13 protein-coding genes are annotated in these 18,128 nt (G+C 74.0%); 10 read left to right on the forward strand and 3 right to left on the reverse strand.

The genetic code is table 11. From position 1 onward, the window contains the following. Window positions 1–25 precede the first annotated feature (25 nt). Window positions 26–928, forward strand: a complete 903-nt coding sequence (locus GA0070562_RS01160; RefSeq protein WP_091413633.1) for a sulfurtransferase — start codon at window positions 26–28, stop codon at window positions 926–928. A 77-nt stretch (window positions 929–1,005) separates the two neighbouring features. Here the strand turns inward: GA0070562_RS01160 and GA0070562_RS01165 are convergent, their stop codons facing one another. Genes GA0070562_RS01165 through GA0070562_RS01175 form a run of 3 tightly spaced genes read right to left on the reverse strand, consistent with a single transcriptional unit; the run spans window position 1,006 to window position 3,342 of the window. After that, entirely contained in the window at window positions 1,006–2,199 is a 1,194-nt protein-coding gene (locus GA0070562_RS01165; protein ID WP_091413635.1) for a hypothetical protein, read from the reverse strand. After that, entirely contained in the window at window positions 2,196–2,726 is a 531-nt protein-coding gene (locus tag GA0070562_RS01170) for a SigE family RNA polymerase sigma factor (RefSeq protein ID WP_091413638.1), read from the reverse strand. Before GA0070562_RS01170 ends, GA0070562_RS01165 begins: the two co-directional genes overlap by 4 nt. Before the next feature lie 16 nt (window positions 2,727–2,742). After that, on the reverse strand, window positions 2,743–3,342 hold the full coding sequence (locus GA0070562_RS01175) for a TetR/AcrR family transcriptional regulator (protein ID WP_091413640.1): 600 nt from the start codon (window positions 3,340–3,342) through the stop codon (window positions 2,743–2,745). A 91-nt stretch (window positions 3,343–3,433) separates the two neighbouring features. Between GA0070562_RS01175 and GA0070562_RS01180 the strand changes: the two genes are divergently transcribed. From GA0070562_RS01180 to GA0070562_RS01220, 9 genes are all read left to right on the forward strand, one after another. Further along, the gene (locus tag GA0070562_RS01180; RefSeq protein ID WP_091413643.1) at window positions 3,434–4,594 is read left to right on the forward strand and encodes an FAD-dependent monooxygenase; all 1,161 of its coding nucleotides are present in this window, start codon (window positions 3,434–3,436) and stop codon (window positions 4,592–4,594) included. A gap of 155 nt (window positions 4,595–4,749) precedes the next feature. After that, the gene (locus GA0070562_RS01185) at window positions 4,750–6,543 is read left to right on the forward strand and encodes an HSP90 family protein (protein WP_091413645.1); all 1,794 of its coding nucleotides are present in this window, start codon (window positions 4,750–4,752) and stop codon (window positions 6,541–6,543) included. Next, the gene (locus tag GA0070562_RS01190; protein ID WP_091413648.1) at window positions 6,536–9,379 is read left to right on the forward strand and encodes a hypothetical protein; all 2,844 of its coding nucleotides are present in this window, start codon (window positions 6,536–6,538) and stop codon (window positions 9,377–9,379) included. The genes GA0070562_RS01185 and GA0070562_RS01190 overlap by 8 nt, the downstream gene beginning before the upstream one ends. Window positions 9,380–9,451: 72 nt before the next feature. Continuing rightward, window positions 9,452–10,084 carry a TetR/AcrR family transcriptional regulator gene (locus GA0070562_RS01195; protein ID WP_091413650.1) on the forward strand — a complete coding sequence of 211 codons (633 nt, stop codon included), beginning with the start codon at window positions 9,452–9,454 and terminating at the stop codon, window positions 10,082–10,084. Between the two features lie 58 nt (window positions 10,085–10,142). Beyond that, window positions 10,143–11,480, forward strand: coding sequence for an acetyl-CoA carboxylase biotin carboxylase subunit (locus tag GA0070562_RS01200; protein ID WP_091415978.1), 1,338 nt, complete (start codon window positions 10,143–10,145; stop codon window positions 11,478–11,480). Between the two features lie 41 nt (window positions 11,481–11,521). After that, window positions 11,522–12,442, forward strand: a complete 921-nt coding sequence (locus tag GA0070562_RS01205; protein WP_091415981.1) for a hydroxymethylglutaryl-CoA lyase — start codon at window positions 11,522–11,524, stop codon at window positions 12,440–12,442. A gap of 205 nt (window positions 12,443–12,647) precedes the next feature. Continuing rightward, window positions 12,648–14,180: an acyl-CoA carboxylase subunit beta gene (locus GA0070562_RS01210; protein ID WP_091413652.1), complete on the forward strand. Its 1,533-nt coding sequence runs from the start codon at window positions 12,648–12,650 to the stop codon at window positions 14,178–14,180. 92 nt (window positions 14,181–14,272) lie between these two features. Further along, window positions 14,273–15,421: an acyl-CoA dehydrogenase family protein gene (locus tag GA0070562_RS01215; RefSeq protein ID WP_091413654.1), complete on the forward strand. Its 1,149-nt coding sequence runs from the start codon at window positions 14,273–14,275 to the stop codon at window positions 15,419–15,421. A 100-nt stretch (window positions 15,422–15,521) separates the two neighbouring features. Further along, a complete protein-coding gene (locus GA0070562_RS01220) occupies window positions 15,522–18,059 on the forward strand; it encodes an ATP-binding protein (protein ID WP_091413657.1) in 2,538 nt (845 codons plus the stop codon). The last annotated feature ends 69 nt before the right edge of the window (window positions 18,060–18,128 follow it).

The raw sequence follows: 18,128 nt of genomic DNA on the forward strand, positions 1-18,128 counted from the left end.
GCTGATCCGGCGTACCTTGGGGATCATGCCTGTGCCGAGCGATCCGCATCCCCACCTCCAGTCGTACGCCGACCCGCAGCGCCTGGTCACCACCGAGTGGCTGGCCGAGCACCTGGGCGACGAAGGGCTCGTGGTGGTCGAGTCCGACGAGGACGTGCTCCTCTACGACACCGGCCACATCCCCGGCGCCGTCAAGGTCGACTGGCACACCGAACTCAACGACCAGGTCACCCGCGACTACCTGGACGCCGCGAGCTTCGCCGAGCTGTGCGCGGCCAAGGGCATCGGGCGGGACGACACAGTCGTCTTCTACGGCGACAACTTCAACTGGTGGGCCGCGTACGCCCTCTGGGTCTTCACCCTCTTCGGCCACGCGGACGTGCGGCTGCTCGACGGCGGCCGGCAGAAGTGGATCGCCGAGGGCCGGGAGCTGACCCGCGACAAGGTGAGCCGGCCCCGCGCCTCGTACCCGGTGCCGGAGCGCAACGACGCGCCGATCCGCGCGTACCGGGAACAGGTCATGGCGCACGTGGCGGCCGGCCGGCCGCTCGTGGACGTGCGGTCGCCCGGCGAGTACACCGGCGAGATGCTGCACATGCCGGACTACCCGCAGGAGGGCGCGCTGCGCGGCGGGCACATCCCGGGCGCGGTGAGCAAGCCGTGGAAGTCCGCCGCGAACGACGACGGCACGTTCAAGTCCGCCGACGAGCTGCGCGCCATCTACGCCGACCAGCTCGGGCTGAGCCCGTCCGACGACGTGGTGGCGTACTGCCGGATCGGCGAGCGGTCCAGCCACACCTGGTTCGTGCTGCACCACCTGCTCGGGTTCCCGCAGGTGCGCAACTACGACGGCTCGTGGACCGAGTGGGGCAACCTGGTCCGGGCCCCCGTCGTGAAGGGCGACCAGCCCGGCGGCCTGACCCGCTGAGCGTCCCGGCCGGTCCCGCCGTCGCCGCGCGGTGGCACCGGCCGGTTCCGGCTCGTTCCGGCCGCGTTCCGAGTCGGTCAGCGGGCGGCGATCGACAGCCGGCCGGGGACGTTGCTCGCCACCCAGTCGACAGCGCCGGTCTCCGGCCGCCACCGTGCCAGCCCGGCGTCGTAGCGGAGCAGCAATGCGCCGTCGGCGGTCCAGCCGTACACCTCGCAGCACCCCTTCGCCCGGTCCTCGCGGCCCAGGTCGAGCAGGCGGGTCACCGCCCCGGTCCGGGCGTCGAGCACCGCCACGCCCTCGGCGCCGATCATCATGCCGGGGGCGCCCGCGGTGGTGGTCCACCCGGCCTGGCCGATCCGGTCGCCGCGCTGCCAGCCTCGCCCGTACACCTCGTTCACCTGATAACCGGGGGGAAGCTCATCGGTGGTCACCGGCCGCCGCTCCGGCGCGCCACCGGAGGCGGGGAACCGGCGTACGGCCAGGCCGCCGTCCCCGGACCAGCCGCCGACAGTGAACAGGTCGCCGGGCCGGCCCGGCTCGGGCACGACGAGCGTCCAGGGGTCGACCGGGAGTTTCCGTGCCGACCCGGTGCGCCGGTCCAGTTCGTACGCGGTGTCGTTGTCTCCGACCACCAGCCGGTCCCCGGCCCAGACCACGTGCTCCAGGTAGCCGGTGAGCGGGTAGCGGCGGACCGCGCCGTCGGTCAGGCCGACCACGACGACCTCTCCGGTCTGGGCGAACGCGGCGGTACGGCCGTCCGGCGACAGGCTGCCCGGCTTGAGCGGAGCGGCCTCGTTGCCCCCGGCGTCGCGGGTGGGCGCGAGCGTCACCACGTCGAGTTCCCGGACCGTGCCGTCGTCACCCAGCACCCGGACCGGGCCGGCCTCGCCGGTCTCCGGGTCGATCGGCTGATAGAGCGCCAGCGCCCGGCGCACCGGGCGGCCGGAGAGGCTGTCGGCGACCGGGTCGCCGAGCCGGCCCAGCGGGTCGCCCGCCTGTCCGAGCCGGTCCGGGGGCCGCTGCACCACTGGTGCGCTCGGCGCCGAGGTCACGGTCGGGCGGGCCGGTGTGGCGGGGGGCGGGCCGGAGCGGTGCAGCAGCACCGTCGTACCGCCGCCGAGCAGGACCACGGCGACGGCCGCGGCACCGGCGGCCCGGCGGGCGCGGCGGACCCGCCCGGCCCGCACCCATCCCGTCTCGGCCGGCCGGGTCGGCCGGATCTCCTCGGCGGCCCGGGTCAGCAGCCGGGTCAGCTCGGGTTCGTTCACGGGTTCGCCTCCATCCCGGTCACCAGGTCGTCCCCGGACGTGCCGGGGGCGGGTACGACGTGGCGCAGCCGGCGCAGCGCGTCGTGGCACTGGCTCTTGACGGTGCCGACGGTGACGCCGAGCGCCTCGGCGGTGGCGACCTCGGTCAGGTCCTCGAAGTAGCGCAGCACCACGACGGCCCGCTGGCGCGGTGGCAGCCGGTCCAGCGCGGCGCGCACGGTGAGCCGCAGCGCCGCGTCGGCGTCAGCGCCCGGCCGGTCCGGCGGGTACGCGCTGAGCCACTCCCGTCGCCGGCGCCGCCACCAGGAGACGGCGTCGCGATAGAGGATGGCGCGCACGTACGCGGCCGGGTCGCCGTCGCGCACCGACGACCAGCGCAGCGCCAGCTTGAGCAGCGCGTCCTGGAGCAGGTCCTCGGCCTGGTGGCGGTTCCCGCAGATCAGGTACGCGGCGCGCAGCAGCCGGTGCTGGTGCGCCTCGACGAAGGCGAGGTAGTCCGCCCGCCCGTCGTCCGCGTTCCGCCCCATCCGGCTGCTCCCTCCGTCACCCGCCAGACGCGTGGGACGGGGGCAAAGGTTGGGTCAGGTAGCGCTGAATCGTCGGGCCGACCCAGGCGGTCAGTTCCTCGGGGTCGAGGTCCACCACCGGCGGCAACCGGACGACGTAGCGGGTGAGTGCGAGACCGAGGATCTGGCTGGCCACCAGGCCGGCCCGCCGGGCGGCGGTCGCCGGCTCGGCGACGGAACGGGCCACCGCGGCGGCGAGCTGGTCGGCGAAGACGCCGCGCATCCGTTCGGCCGCGCCGGGGTTGGTGGCGGCGGCCCGGAGCAGGGCGACGAGTGTCCCGTCCGCCTCCCAGCGGCGCACGAAGTGCCGGGTCAGTGTCTCGCCGAGCCGGTCCGGCGGCACCTCGGCCAGGTCGGGCAGGCGCAGGTCGAACTCGGCCGCCGCGGCGAAGAGTCCCTCCTTGCTGCCGTAGTAGCGCATCACCATCGAGGGGTCGATGCGGGCGTCGGCGGCGATGGCCCGGATGGTGGCCCGGTCGTAGCCGTCGGTGGCGAAGCGTTCCCGGGCGGCGCGCAGGATGGCCGCCCGGGTGGCGTCCGAGCGGCGGGCGCGGGTGGCGGGTTCGGTCACGTCCACGACTGTAGGCCAACACGTGTTGACATCGCCTCTACAGTGGAGTCAACAAGTGTTGGCAAACGGTTGTTGACCCGAGCCCGGAGGTGGAGCGATGCTGCCCGAACGCACTGACGTCCTCGTGGTGGGAGCCGGGCCGACCGGCCTGGCCGTGGCGCTGACGCTGGCCGGGCACGGCGTGACCGCGACGGTCGTCGACCGGCTCGCCGAGCCGCCGGTCACGTCGCGCGCCGCAGTCGTGCACGCCGGCACCCTCGAAGTGCTGGACCGGATCGGGATCGCCGCGCCGCTCGCCGCCCGAGGGCTGCGCTCGGCCCGGTTCAGCGTCCGCGACCGGGACCGGGTACTGCTCACCGTCCCCTTCGACCGGTTGCCGTCGCGCTACCCGTACGCGCTGCTGATCTCGCAGGCCGAGACCGAGGCGGTGCTCACCGACCGGCTCACCGCGCTCGGCGGGCGCGTGCTGCGGCCGTACGAGATGACCGGGCTGGACCTCGACGGCGACGGCGCCGTCGCGTGCTTCGACGGCGGCCGCGCGGTCCGGGCACGCTGGATCGTCGGCGCGGACGGGATGCGCAGCCGGGTCCGCGAACTCGCCGGCATCGGCTTCGGTGGCCCGGCCGACCCCGGGGAGTCGTTCCTGCTCGCCGACGTACACGTGGACAGCGCGCTCCCGCGCGACCAGGTGAGCCTCTTCCTGTCCCGGCAGGGCCCGCTGGTCTGGGCGCCGCTGCCCGACGGCACGGTCCGGCTGGTCGCCACGGTGGGCGACGCGCCGCGCGACCCGCAGGCGCACCACTTCCAGGCGCTGCTCGACGAGCGCGGTCCGGCGCGCCGGCCGGACCGGATCACCGGCATGGCGTGGTCGTCCCGGTTCCGGATCCACCACCGGATCGCGAGCACGTACCGCTCCGGCCCGGTGCTGCTCGCCGGGGACGCGGCGCACGTGCACAGCCCGGCCGGCGGGCAGGGGATGAACCTCGGCCTGCGGGACGCGGTCGCCCTCGGCGACGCGCTCGCCGCCGGCCCGCAGGCCCTCGACGGGTACGCCGCCGACCGCCGCCCCCTCGCCGAGGAGGTGCTCGGTTTCGCCGCCGGCCTGACCCGCCTGGCCGCCGCACCACCGCCCCTCCGCCCGCTACGCAACCTGCTGCTCCGAGCGGTCTCCGCGCTGCCGCCGGCCCGCCGGCGCATCGCCACTCGCCTAGCGGGCTTCGAACCCGCGAGCTCCCGCCCTCGTCCTCGACCTCGCTGATCTTGCAGTGGTGGCCCCTTCGCCGTCCCTTGTGTACGGTCTTGCCCGGGCGGAGAGTGCAAGATCGCGGGGAGTGGGGGCGAGGGTGAAACGGGACGGACACTGTCGGCGCTGACCGGTACGGTGAGCGCCGAAAATCCGAACCGGGAGCGCGATTGGACCGCACCTTCCAGGTGGACCTCCGTGGCGTGGTCGACCTGCTCAGTCATCACCTCTACGGCAGCCCGCGGGTGTACGTGCGCGAGCTGCTCCAGAACGCCGTCGACGCGATCACCGCACGGCGGTCCGCCGAGCCGAAGGCCCCGGCGCGGGTCCGCATCGAGCCGCCGGAGCTGACCGGCGACGGAACGCTGCGCGTACACGACACCGGCATCGGCCTGACCGAGGCACAGGTGCACGAGCTGCTCGCCACCATCGGCCGCAGCTCCAAGCGCGACGAGCTGGGCTTCTCCCGGCACGAGTTCCTCGGCCAGTTCGGCATCGGCCTGCTCTCCTGTTTCCTGGTGGCGGACGAGATCCGGGTGGTCACCCGGCACGCCGACGAGCCCACAGTGCTCTGGACGGGCTGGTCCGACGGGCGGTACGCGGTGCGGCTCGCCGAGCCGGAGCAGGCCCGGGACGAGCCCGGCACCACAGTCACGCTGGTGCCCCGGCGCGACGCCGACCAGTGGCTCGGCGTACCCACGGTCACCGAGCTGGCCCGCCTCTACGGCGGCCTGCTGCCGGTCGACGTCCGGGTCGGTGACACGCCGACCACCTCCGGCCCGCCGCCGTGGCCGACCACGCCCGGTGCGCCCGTGGACCGGGCCGCGCTTCAGCGGTACGCGCAGGAGCTGCTCGGGTTCGTCCCGTTCGACGTGGTGCCGCTGTCGGTGCCCGAGGCCGGCCTGACCGGCGTGGCGTTCATCCTGCCCGCCGCGGTGAACCCGGCCGCCCGGGCCGGGCACCGCGTCTACCTCAAGCGGATGCTGCTCAGCGAGCACGCCGACGGGCTGCTGCCCGAATGGGCCTTCTTCGCCCACTGCGTGGTCGACGCCAGCGAGCTGCGCCCCACCGCCAGCCGCGAGGCGCTCTACGAGGACGTGCTGCTCACCTCCGTCCGGGAGTCGCTCGGCGACCAGATCCGTGGCTGGCTGGTGCGGCTCGCCAAGCACGACCCGCGCCGGCTCGGGGAGTTCCTCCAGGTGCACCACCTCGGGGTCAAGGCGCTCGCGATGCACGACGACGAGATGCTGCGGCTGGTCGACCAGTGGTGGCCGATGGACACCAACGTCGGCACGCTCACGCTCGCCGAGTTCCGGCAGCGGCACGGCGTGCTCCGGTACGCCGCCAGCCTGGACGAGTTCCGCCAGCTCGCCGCCGTGGCCGCCGCGCAGGACCTGGCAGTGGTCAACGGCGGCTACACGTACGACACCGAGCTGATCGAGCGGCTGCCCACGGTGGACCGCTCGGTGCTGATCGAGCGGCTGGAGCCGAGCGACCTCACCACCCGGTTCGAGATCCTCGACCCGGCGACCGAGCTGGCCCTGCGGCCGTTCCTCACCGCCGCGCAGCGGGCCCTGGAACGGCTCGGCTGCGAGGTCGTGATCCGGGCGTACGACCCGGTCTCGCTGCCGGCGCTCTACCTGGTGTCCCGGTCGGCCGCGTTCCACGACCAGCTCGCCGCCAGCCGGGGCAAGGCCGACGAGCTGTGGGGCGGCGTGCTCGACGCGCTCGCCGCCTCCGCCCCGCCGGACCGCCCGCAACTGGTGCTCAACCACCGCAACCCGCTGGTCCGACGGGTCACCACGCTCGCCGACCCGGAGCTGGTCGGGCTGGCCGTCGAGGCGCTCTACGGGCAGGCCCTGCTGCTCGGGCACCACCCGATCCGGGCGGCCGACGCCGCACTGCTGAACAGTTCCTTCCTCGGCCTGCTCGGCCGGGCCGTACCGGGAGAGATCCGTGACTGACGACGACCTCTGGCGGATGCACCACGAGATCGAATCCATGCCGTACGGCCCGGGGCAGATCGCCGTGCTGGAACAGTTGCTGCGCCGCGCCGACGCGGGCGACGACCGGCACCTCGCCTTCGCCGCCCGGGTCACCGGCACCACCGCGTACGTCTACGGCGGCGAGCCGGCGAAGTCCTTCGTCACGTTCTCCTGGTGCCTGGCCGAGTACGACAAGGACCCGCAGCCCTACCACCAGCGCTACACGCACCAGCTGCTCTGGTTCTTCAAGTACATGGTCAACGCCATGGTGAAGTTCCCGGAGCTTCCGCTGGACCGGACGTACGCGGTGCTCGACGACATGGAACGGCGCTACCGCGACTCGGGACACTCGCTCCAGGCGGTCCACAAGCACCGCTACCTGGTGGCCGCGCACCTGGGCGACGACGAGGCGGCGGAGCAGTGGTACCGCAAGTGGATGACCACGCCCCGCGACGCGCTGTCCGACTGTGCCGGTTGCGACCCGACCACGCAGGTCGCGCACCTGGTGCGGCACGGCCGGCACGAGGAGGCGGTGGCGCTGGCCGAGCCGGTGCTCGCCGGGCGGCTGACCTGTAGCGAGCAGCCGCAGGGGATCCTCACCGCGCTGCTCACCCCCTACCGGGAGACCGGCCGTGGCGACGCCGCGCGGGACGCGCACCGGGAGGCATACCGGCGGGTGCGCGGCAACCTGGCCGACCTGTGGGACATCGCCGACCACGTCGAGTTCTGCACCGCGACCGGCAACGAGGCTCGCGCGCTGGAGCTGGTCGAGCGGCACCTGGACTGGCTGGACCGGGCGCCCACCCCGGCTGCCGCGATGCACTTCGCGGCCGCCGCCTCGGCGGCGTTGCGTCACGTGCCGGCGGAACTGACGGTGCACCGCCGCGCCTCCGGTGAGCGGCCGGCCGCGGACGTGCCGGCGGTGGCGCTCGCCGACGAGCTGGCCGGTACGGCGACCGCGCTGGCCGAGCGCTTCGACGCCCGCAACGGCACCACGCACCAGTCCGGGTTGATCGCCCGCAAGCTGGCGGCCGGGCCGGTCGGTGAGCACCTGCCGCTCTCCGCGAGCCTGCGCCGCCCGGCGGTGCCCGCGTCGCGTACCGGCTCGAACACTCCGGTGGCCTCCGCGCCGCCGGTCACCGTGCCGGCCGACGCCGGTGCCGACGAGTTGCTCGCGCTGGCCGAGGAGTTCTGGCGCACCAACCGCCGGGACGGCCTGGTCGCCGCGTTGCGCGCGTACGACGAGCGGTTCGGCGACGCCGCCGTGCCCGCGACCACCCGGGCGTGGCGGCTGGAGCTGCGGGCCGGTGAGCTGTCCCAGGACGACGACAGCGTGCCGATGGCGGTCGACGTCAACCGGGAGGCGCTGGCCGCGTGGCGGGAGGTGCCGGACCCGCTGCGCGCCCAGGTGGTGGCCGGGCGGCTCGGTGTGCTGCTCAGCATGGTCGAGGAGAGCGCGGACGAAGGGCTGGCCCTGGCCCGGGAGTCGGCCGACTACCTGACCGAGCACGGCGGGCCGCGTGACCGGGCCGCCGGCTGGGATCGCCTCGCCCTGGCCCACGTGCACCGCGAGCAGTGGGCGGAGGCGCTCGACGCGCTCGACCGGGCCGCCGCGGAGGCGGACGCGGATCCGTGGCTCGCCGGGCGGGTCGCGCTGCACCGCACGCACGTGCTGGAGCAGCTGGAACGGGCCGAGGAGTTCCGGGACGCGGCGGTCCGGTCCCGCCGGCTGGCGGGCGAGCTGGGCGACGCCGAGATGCTCACCGGCGCCTGCATGGCGTACGCCCGCGCCACCGACGACCCGGCCGACGCGGTGGCCGCCTGTGAGGAGGCGCTGTCCGTCGCACCGGCCGGCGCCCACCTGCCGCTGCGGGTGACCCGGGGCCGGGCGCTGATGGCCGCCGACCGGGCCGGCGAGGCGGTGGAGGATCTCGCCGAGGCGGTCACCCTCTGCGTCGAGCAAGGGCTGGAGGGCGACGCGCTGCTGCGCTGGGAGCTGGCCGAGGCGTACCGGGTGGCCGGGCGGCTGGCCGAGGCCGCCGAGGTGGCCGAGGAGGCGGTGCTCGGGCTCGACCGGGCCGGCGCGCAGGCCGAGGCCGACCGGTGCCGGCACATGCTGTCGGGTATCTACGCGGGTCTCGGCGAGGCGGATCTGGCGCTCACGGTGCTCGACACGCTGGCCGAGAACCTGGACGGGCCCGACAATCTTCCCCACCGGGCGCAGGTGCTGGAGGAGTCCGGTGGCCTGCTCTACGACGCCGACCGGGACGCCCTGGCCGCGCAGCGGTTCGCGGCGGCGGCGACCGCCTGGCGGCTCGCCGGCTACCAGGTGGACGAGCTGCGGGCCCGGCGGCGGGAACTGCTCGCCCTGCACTGGTCCGGTGACCTGCCGGCCGCGGTGGCCGCGATCGAGCGGGTGGACGAGGCGGCGGCCGCGCTCCCGGTCGGGGCCGACGAGCCGCCGGTGGTCACGTACGAGCAGGCGATGGCCGCCGACGCGGTGGCCCGGGTGCTGATCGGCGAGGACCGGCTCACCGCCGCGCTGGATCGGGTGGACGGCGTGCCGGAGCGCCTGCGGTCGATCGAGGCGTTCGGCGAGGCGGCGCAGGTCGAGGTGCTGACCGGCGAGCTGCTGCTGCGCGACGGGCGGCCGGAGCAGGCCGAGGGGTTGCTGCGCCCGGTCCTCGGCGGGCTGCCCACCGGTTCCCGCCCGGCCACGCAGGCCGCCTGGCTGCTGGCCCGCGCGCTCGACGAGCAGGGTCGGGAGGCCGATGCGGCGAAGGTCCGCGCCGAGCACGGCATCGAGGAGGACTGACGCGACGGGCTGGGGTGACCGTTGGGTAACCGCGGGCTGCCCCAGCTCGAACGCGAGGTCTAGGCTGGTCCGGTGGCGGTGGAACAGCAGGCACGGAGGGCGGCGGGTACGGCCCGGCGCCGGTCCCGGCGGGACGAGATCCTGGAGATCGCGGTCGGCCTCTTCGCGGCGCGCGGCTACCACGGTGTGTCGATGGACGACATCGGCGCGGCGGCCGGGGTCACCGGTCCGGCGCTCTACCACCACTTCGCCGGCAAGGAGGCGATGCTCGTCGCCGCGCTGATCCCGGTGAGCGAGGGGTTGCTCGCGGGCGGGCGGGAACGCGCCGCCGGTCACCCGGGCGACCCGCGTGCGGCGCTGGAGTCGCTGATCGACTTCCACGTCGACTTCGCGCTGGCCAACCCGGCGGTGATCGCGTTGCACCTGCACGAGCTGGACCGCCTCCCGGACGAGCCGCGCCGCCGGATTCGCCGGCTCCAGCGGATGTACGTCGAGGAGTGGGTGACAGTGCTGACCGCGCTGCACCCCGGCCTGCCCGACGGCGAGGCCCGGGTGCTCGCCCACGCGGCGTTCGGCCTGATGAACTCGACCCCGTTCCTCGGCGGCGAGGTGGATCGCCGGCGCCGGGCCGAACTGCTGCGCGCCGCCACCCTGGCGGCACTGCTCGCGCCCACCGACCGACCTGACACGCCGCGCGTACCTTAACGCGTGTTAAGAAGAGACCCCGGCTTTGCGTCGAGAAGGGGTCACGTCCGTGCAGAAGATGATCGAATCGTTGTTGGTCGCGAATCGGGGGGAGATCGCGCGGCGGATCATCCGTACCGGCAAGCGGCTCGGGATCCGGACGATCGCGGTGCACTCGGAGGCCGACGGCGCGCTGCCGTTCGTGACCGAGGCCGACGAGGCGGTCTGCGTCGGCCCGGCGAACCCGGCGCAGAGCTACCGGAACGTGGAGGCGATCCTCGACGCCGCCCGTAGCACCGGCGCGCAGGCGATCCACCCCGGCTACGGCTTCCTGTCCGAGAACGCGGACTTCGCCCGTACCGTCGAAGGGGCCGGCCTGATCTGGGTCGGGCCCGGCGCCGACGCGATCACCGCGATGGGCGACAAGATCAATGCCCGGAACCTGATGGCGGCGGCCGGCGTGCCGGTCGCCCCCGGCACGACCGAGCCGGCGACCGACCTGGACGCGGCGGTCGCGGCCGCCGCGGAGATCGGCTACCCGGTGATGGTCAAGGCCGCCGCGGGCGGCGGCGGCATGGGCATGGGCGTGGCAGCGGACGAGGCGGCGCTGCGCACCGAGTACGACAAGGTCCGCGCGTTCGCCGAGCGGATGTTCGGCGACGGTTCGGTGCTGATCGAGCGGTACTTCCCCCGGGTGCGTCACGTCGAGGTGCAGATCCTCGGCCTGGCCGACGGCCGGGTGGTCGCGCTCGGCGAGCGGGAGTGCTCGGTGCAGCGGCGCAACCAGAAGCTGGTCGAGGAGTCCCCGTCCCCGGCGGTCTCGCCCGAGCTGCGCGAGCGGTTCCTGGCCGCGGCGGTACGCGCGGGCGAGGCGGTGGGCTACCGCAACGCCGGAACCGTGGAATGTCTGCTCGACCCCTCCACGCAGGAGTTCTTCTTTCTGGAGATGAACACGCGGCTCCAGGTCGAGCACCCGGTCACCGAGTACGTCTACGGCGTCGACCTGGTCGAGGAGCAGTTGCGGGTGGCGGCCGGCCTGGCGCCGACGTTCGACCCGGACGCGCTGACGCCGCGCGGTCACGCCATCGAGCTGCGGATCAACGCCGAGGACCCGAAGCGCTTCCTGCCCGGTCCGGGCGCGATCTCCACCTGGAACGAGCCGTCCGGCACGGGCGTACGCGTCGACTCCGGCTACGTCGCCGGCAACACGGTCACGCCGTTCTACGACAGCCTGATGGCGAAGCTGATCCTCACCGGGGACACCCGCGAGGAGGCGGTCCAGCGGGCGCGGGCGGCGGTCGCCCAGTTCGAGATCGTCGGCCCGAAGTGCAACCTGCCGTTCTTCGCCGAGCTGCTGGAGAACCAGGAGTTCCTCTCCGGCGACTACGACACCGGCATCGTCGCCCGGATGCGCTGACGCCACCCGGTGTCATGCTCGACTCAAGTGAGGTGAACCTGATGGCGCAACTTCCGGAATCCGTGAGCATCCGTGAGGTCGGTCCCCGCGACGGCCTCCAGAACGAGGAGCCCATCCCCACCGACGCCAAGGTGCGGCTGCTCGACGCGCTGTCCCGCACCGGGGTACGCCGCGTCGAGGCCGTCTCCTTCGTCCACCCGAAGGCGATCCCGCAGATGGCCGACGCCGACGAGGTGTGGCAGCGGGCGGAGAAGGTCGACGGCGTGCGCTACTCGGCCCTGGTGCCGAACACTCGCGGCGCGCAGCGGGCGCTCGCGGCCGGCTTCACCGAGATCGAGGTGGTGGTCTCGGCCAGCGACACGCACAACCGCCGCAACGTCAACCGCTCCACCGACGAGTCGCTCGACGACATCGCCGAGCTGATCGACCTGCTGCACGGCGCGGGCGCCACCGCCGAGGTGATCGTGGCGACCAGTTTCGGCTGCCCCTACGAGGGCGACGTGGACCCCCGCCGGGTCGCCGCGATCGTCGACCGCGTCGCCCGCGACGGCGCGGACCGCGTCGCCTTCGGCGACACCACGGGCATGGGTACGCCCCGGCGCGTCCGTGAACTGGTCACGGCGGTACGGGACCGCAACGCCCATCTGCCGGTGCTGCTGCACTTCCACAACACCCGGGGGACCGCCCTGGCGAACATGCTCACCGCGATGGAACTGGGCGTCACCGAGTTCGACGCCAGCGTCGGCGGTCTCGGCGGCTGCCCGTACGCGCCGGGTGCCAGCGGCAACCTGGCCACCGAGGAGGCGGTGCACATGCTGCACGACATGGGCGTCGACACCGGCATCGACCTGGACGCCCTGATCGAGGCCGCCGAACTGGCCGAATCCCTGGTGGGCAAGAAGTTGCCCTCCGGAGTCCTCCGGGCCGGCCCCCGAACCCGCCTGACCCCCCTCCCCGCCTGACCCCTGCCCTCCCGCCCCCTCTACTTGCCGGTGATCAAGGAGTTTGTGTCCCGATTCGCCCGCCGACTGGACGCGAACTCCTTGATCACCGGGGCGAGGGCGGGGCCGGTGTGGCGGGTCGCCGGGAGGGACGCGGGTGGGGTAGCCTAACGATCGTTCAGGTCGGTGGGCGCCCTGTGCGGGGGCCGTGGCAACGGGAGTCGGCGTGACGCTCGACGGTGAGGCTCTGGAGCAGCTACGCAAGCGCGCCCGCGCCGGCGGAGCGGACAAGTACCACGCGGCCAACGCCGCAAAGGGGAAGCTGTTCGCCCGCGAGCGCGTGGCGTACCTGGTCGACGAGGGCTCCTTCGTCGAGGACGGGCTCTACGCCAACGCGATGGCCGACGGGCTGCCCGCCGACGGCGTGGTCACCGGCACCGCGACGATCGACGGCCGCCAGGTCTGCCTGATGGCGAACGACTCCACGGTCAAGGCCGGCAGCTGGGGCGCGCGTACCGTCGAGAAGATCATCCGGATCATCGAGCGGGCGTACTCGACCGGCGTTCCCATGGTCTACCTGGTCGACTCGGCCGGCGCCCGGATCACCGACCAGGTCGACCTGTTCCCGGGCCGGCGCGGCGCCGGCAAGATCTTCTGGAACCAGGTCCGCGCCTCCGGCTCGATCCCACAGGTCTGCGCGCTGTTCGGGCCCAGCGCGGCGGGCGGGGCGTACATCCCCGCGTTCTGCGACGTGGTCGCCATGGTGGACGGCAACGCCAGCATGTACCTCGGCTCCGACCGCATGGTCGAGATGGTCACCGGCGAGAAGACCACGCTGGAGGCGATGGGCGGCGCGAAGGTGCACTGCGCCGAGTCCGGCGTGGGCCACTTCCTCTGCAAGACCGAGAACGACGCGCTCGACGTGGTGCGGACCTACCTGTCGTACCTGCCGTCGAACTGGAAGCAGGACCCGCCGGCCGCCGAGGCGGTGGACGCGCCGGAGAAGGCCGACCTGGCCGCGCTGGTCCCGGCCAGCGAGCGGCAGGCGTTCGACATGCGCCGGTACGTCAAGGGCCTGCTCGACGAGGGCAGCTTCTTCGAGATCCAGGCGCTGTGGGCCAAGGAGCTGACCATCGGGTTCGGCCGGCTCAACGGCGAGGTCGTCGGCGTGGTCGGGAACAACTCGATGTTCAAGGGCGGCGTGCTCTTCGTCGACTCGGCCGACAAGGCGACCCGGTTCGTGCAGCTCTGCGACGCGTTCAACGTGCCGCTGCTGTTCCTCAGCGACGTACCCGGGTTCATGGTCGGCAGCGCGGTGGAGAAGCAGGGCATCATCCGGCACGGCGCCAAGATGATCACGGCGATCTCCGAGGCGACCGTACCCAAGATCTGTGTGGTGGTCCGCAAGGCGTACGGCGCGGGTCTCTACGCGATGGCCGGTCCCGGGTTCGAGCCGGAGGCCACCATCGCGCTGCCCACCGCGAAGATCGCGGTGATGGGCGCGGAGGCCGCCGTGAACGCGGTCTACGCCAACAAGATCGCGGCGATCGAGGACGAGGCCGAGCGGGCCGCGTTCGTGGCCGCGAAGCGCGAGGAGTACGAGCGCGACATCGACGTCGTCCGCCTCGCCAGCGAGCTGGTGGTGGACGCGATCGTCGAGCCGCACGAGCTGCGCGCCGAGCTGGTACGCCGGTTCGCCGCCGCGCGCGGCAAGGAGCGGCACTTCTCCCGGCGCCGGCACGGCGTCACCCCGGTCTGACCGACCCACGCCCACCCCGGGTCCGACCGACCCACGCCCCGGCGTCACGAGCGCCCGGCCCGTCCGTACCGCCGTCCCACCAGGAGGATCAGATGGACTTCCGGCTCAGCGACGAACAGGAGGCGCTGCGCTCCAGCGTGCGGGAGTTCGCCCGCGAGGTGGTCGCACCCACCATCGCCGAGCACTACGAGCAGCACACCTTCCCGTACGAGATCGTCCGTCAGATGGGCAAGATGGGCCTGTTCGGGCTGCCCTTCCCGGAGGAGCACGGCGGCATGGGCGGCGACTACTTCGCGCTCTGCCTGGCGCTGGAGGAGCTGGCCCGGGTCGACTCCAGCGTGGCGATCACGCTGGAGGCGGCGGTGTCGCTCGGCGCGATGCCGATCTACCGGTTCGGCACCGAGGAGCAGAAGGCGCAGTGGCTGCCGAAGCTGCTCAGCGGTGAGGCGCTGGCCGGGTTCGGGCTCACCGAGCCGGGCACCGGGTCGGACGCGGGCGGCACCCGGACGCGGGCCGTCCTGGACGGCGACGAGTGGGTGATCAACGGCTCGAAGGCGTTCATCACCAACTCCGGCACCGACATCACCGCGCTGGTCACCGTCACCGCCGTCACCGGTACGCGGCCGGACGGCGGCAAGGAGCTGTCCACGATCATCGTGCCGTCGGGTACGCCCGGGTTCACCGTCGCGCCCGGCTACTCCAAGGTCGGCTGGAACGCGTCGGACACGCACGAGCTGACGTTCGACGACTGCCGGGTGCCGGCCGCCAACCTGCTCGGGGAGCGCGGCCGGGGCTTCGCGCAGTTCCTGCGCATCCTGGACGAGGGCCGGATCGCCATCGCGGCGCTCGCCGTCGGCCTGGCCCAGGGCTGCGTGGACGAGTCGATCAAGTACGCGAAGGAACGCCAGGCGTTCGGCCAGCCGATCGGCAACTACCAGGCCATCCAGTTCAAGATCGCGGACATGGAGATGAAGGCGCACACGGCCCGGCTGGCCTACTACGACGCGGCCGCCCGGATGCTCGCCGGTGAGCCGTTCAAGCGCCAGGCGGCCATCGCCAAGCTGCACGCCTCCACTGTCGCCGTGGACAACGCCCGCGAGGCGACGCAGATCCACGGCGGGTACGGCTTCATGAACGAGTACCCGGTGGCCCGCTTCTGGCGCGACTCCAAGATCCTGGAGATCGGCGAGGGCACCAGCGAGGTGCAGCGCATGATCATCGCACGCGACCTCGGCATGTGAGGACACGCGAAATCGCGCCCTGTCGGATATCGGCAGTGGACGGTCGGGTGGTTGACGATGGGCTGTGGAGCGTCGGAGTCCATCCGTAATCTTCGTGCCCATGACTCCGGATCATGACCGTGCGCGGGGCCCGGGCGGTCGTACCGGTCTGTCCGACCTGCTGCGCGGGCACCGGCTCGCCGTCGGCCTGACCCAGGCCGAGCTGGCGGGCCGGGCCGGCGTGGGCGTACGGACGGTCCGCGATCTGGAACGGGGGCGCGCCACCCGGCCCCAGCGCACCACAGTCGATCTGCTGGCCGACGCGCTCGGTCTGAGCGGTGACGAGCGGCGCGAGTTCGTCGACACCGCCCGGCCCCCGGCATCCCGCCTTTCCGCCGCCGGTGCCGCCGCCGACGATCCGCCGGTGGCGCTGCCCCAGCCCGTACCGCTGCTCGGCCGCGAACGGGACGTGGCGGAGGTGTGCGGCCTGCTCGACGCGTACCCGGTGGTGAGCCTCGTGGGGCTCGCCGGGGTGGGCAAGACGGCGCTGGCCGTCACTGTCGCGCACGCGGTGGCGGCCCGCCACCCGGCGGGCGTGGCCGGGGTGCTCGTGGGCGAGGGCTCGGACACCGCCGACGTGCTCGCCGCGTCGGCGTCGATGTTCGGCGTGAACCGGCTGGCCGACCTGTCCTGCCGGATCGGCGATCGGCGGGCGCTGCTGCTCGTGGACGCCGTCGACCGGGCACCGGACGCGGTGGCCGAGGCGCTCCGCGTCCTGACCGCCGCCGTGCCGACGCTGCGGGTGCTGGTGACCGGCCGTCGCCCGGCGGGTCTGCCCGGCGAGCTGGTCCGGCCGGTCGCGCCGCTCGACGTGCCACCGGCCGGCGTCGAGCCCGCCGACCGGGCCGTCCTGGACCGCTGGCCGGCGGCGGCGCTGTTCGCCGCCCGGCTGGCCCAGGTCCGCCGGGAACCGCCCACCCCGGCTGAGCTGCCGGCGCTCGCCGCGCTCGTACGCCGGCTCGGCGGACTGCCGCTCGCCATCGAGCTGATGGCGGCACGGGGACGCATCCTCGACGTCACCGAGCTGCTCGACCGCTACGGCGACCGCGTCCTGGACCTGACCGGCGTACGCCCCGGCTGGGAGCCCGCCGACCCGTCCACCGGCACGGTGACGCTGCGCGACGCGGTGGCGACGAGCTATCACCTGCTCACTCCCGCCGACCGGACGGCGTTGCGGCGGCTGTCCGCGTTCCGTAACCGCTGGTCGGTCGAGCTGGCCGAGGATCTGCTCGCCGACGGCGGCCGGCGGTGGGACGCCGCGCCGATGCTGGACCGGCTGCGCGAGCTGGGCCTGCTCAGCGTCCGGGGCACCGGTCCGTTCCGGTTCCGTCTGCTGGACGCGGTCCGTGACTTCGCCGCGGAGCAGGCCGACGCCGACGGCGAGACCGCCCGGATCCGGATGCGGCACGCCGCGGTGATCACTGGTCTGGTTCACCGCACCGCGCCGGGGCTGGTGGGCGCGCAGATGCCCGGCTCGGTGCGCGCGCTCGACGAGGCGACGAGCGACATCACGGCCGCGCTGGCGTACGCCGCCGAGCACGCGCCGGAGACGGCGCTCCTGCTCGCCGCCTCACTGCCCCGGTGGTGGCGGCTGCGCGGGCGGGACGTCTCCGGCCGCCGCCGGCTGCGGCGGCTGCTCGCCGATCCGCGTACCGCGGGTGCCCGGCCCACGCTGCGGGCCTGGGCCATGCTGGGCGCGGCACGGCTGGCCGCCGAACACGGCGCGGGTGCGGAGGAACTGCCGGCCGCCCGGGCCGCCCTGACCGTCTTCGCCGAGGCGGGCGACGTGACCGGCGAACTGTCCGCCCGGTCCGTGCTCTGCGCGCTGCTGCTCGGGCTCGGCGCGCACGACGAGGCCCGCGAGCAGGCCGACGCCGCGCTGGCCTCGGCCACCCGGCACCACCGGGTACGCGAGATGGCCGTCGCCCAGGCACATCTGACCTGGCACGACGTACGGGAAGGGCGGCTGGCCGGGGCCCGGCGGCGGCTGGCCGCTGTGGATCGCCTGGCGGCGCAGTGCGGTGACCAGCGCCTGCGTGTGCTGGCGCGGGCCGATCAGGCCGAACTGACCCGCCTGGAGGGCCGATTCGCCGAGGCGGTCGAGCAGGGGCGCCGGGTGGCCGCCGCGCTCGCGGAACTGGGCGATCCCGGGCGGCGGCGCCGGACGGTCGGCGCGGTCGGGTTGGCCCTCGCCCACGCCGGCCGCACGGACGAGGCGCTGGCCACTGTCGCCGAGCTGTGGCCGTCGGGCGCGGTGCCGGGCCGGCGCCGTCCACCGGCCGTGGAGATGCTCGACCCGCCCGGCGCGGGTGGGGACGCCCGCACCGAGGACGCGTTGCGCGGGTTGATCGAGGGGCACGTGGCGCTGCACCGGGGAGACCGGGAGCTGGCGGCGGAGTGGTTCGCCGCGGCTGCGGACGCGGCCGAAGGTGTCGCCGACCGGCGGGATCTGGTCGAGGCGCTCGTGGGGCTGGCGGTCAGCACCGCGGACCCGCGTGTGCTGGACCGGCTGGACGCGGCGCGGCAGGTCACCGGCGTCAGCCTGCTGCCGCAGGAGGAGGAGTTGCTGTTCTCCCTGGCGGCCCGACGCGGGCGATGAGCACCAGTGGCCGGATGAGCACCAGTGGCCGGCGGATAGCGTCGGTCAGGGCACTGGGAGGCGGAGGGC

The sequence above is a fragment of the Micromonospora tulbaghiae genome (genome assembly GCF_900091605.1).
GTDB lineage: Bacteria > Actinomycetota > Actinomycetes > Mycobacteriales > Micromonosporaceae > Micromonospora > Micromonospora tulbaghiae.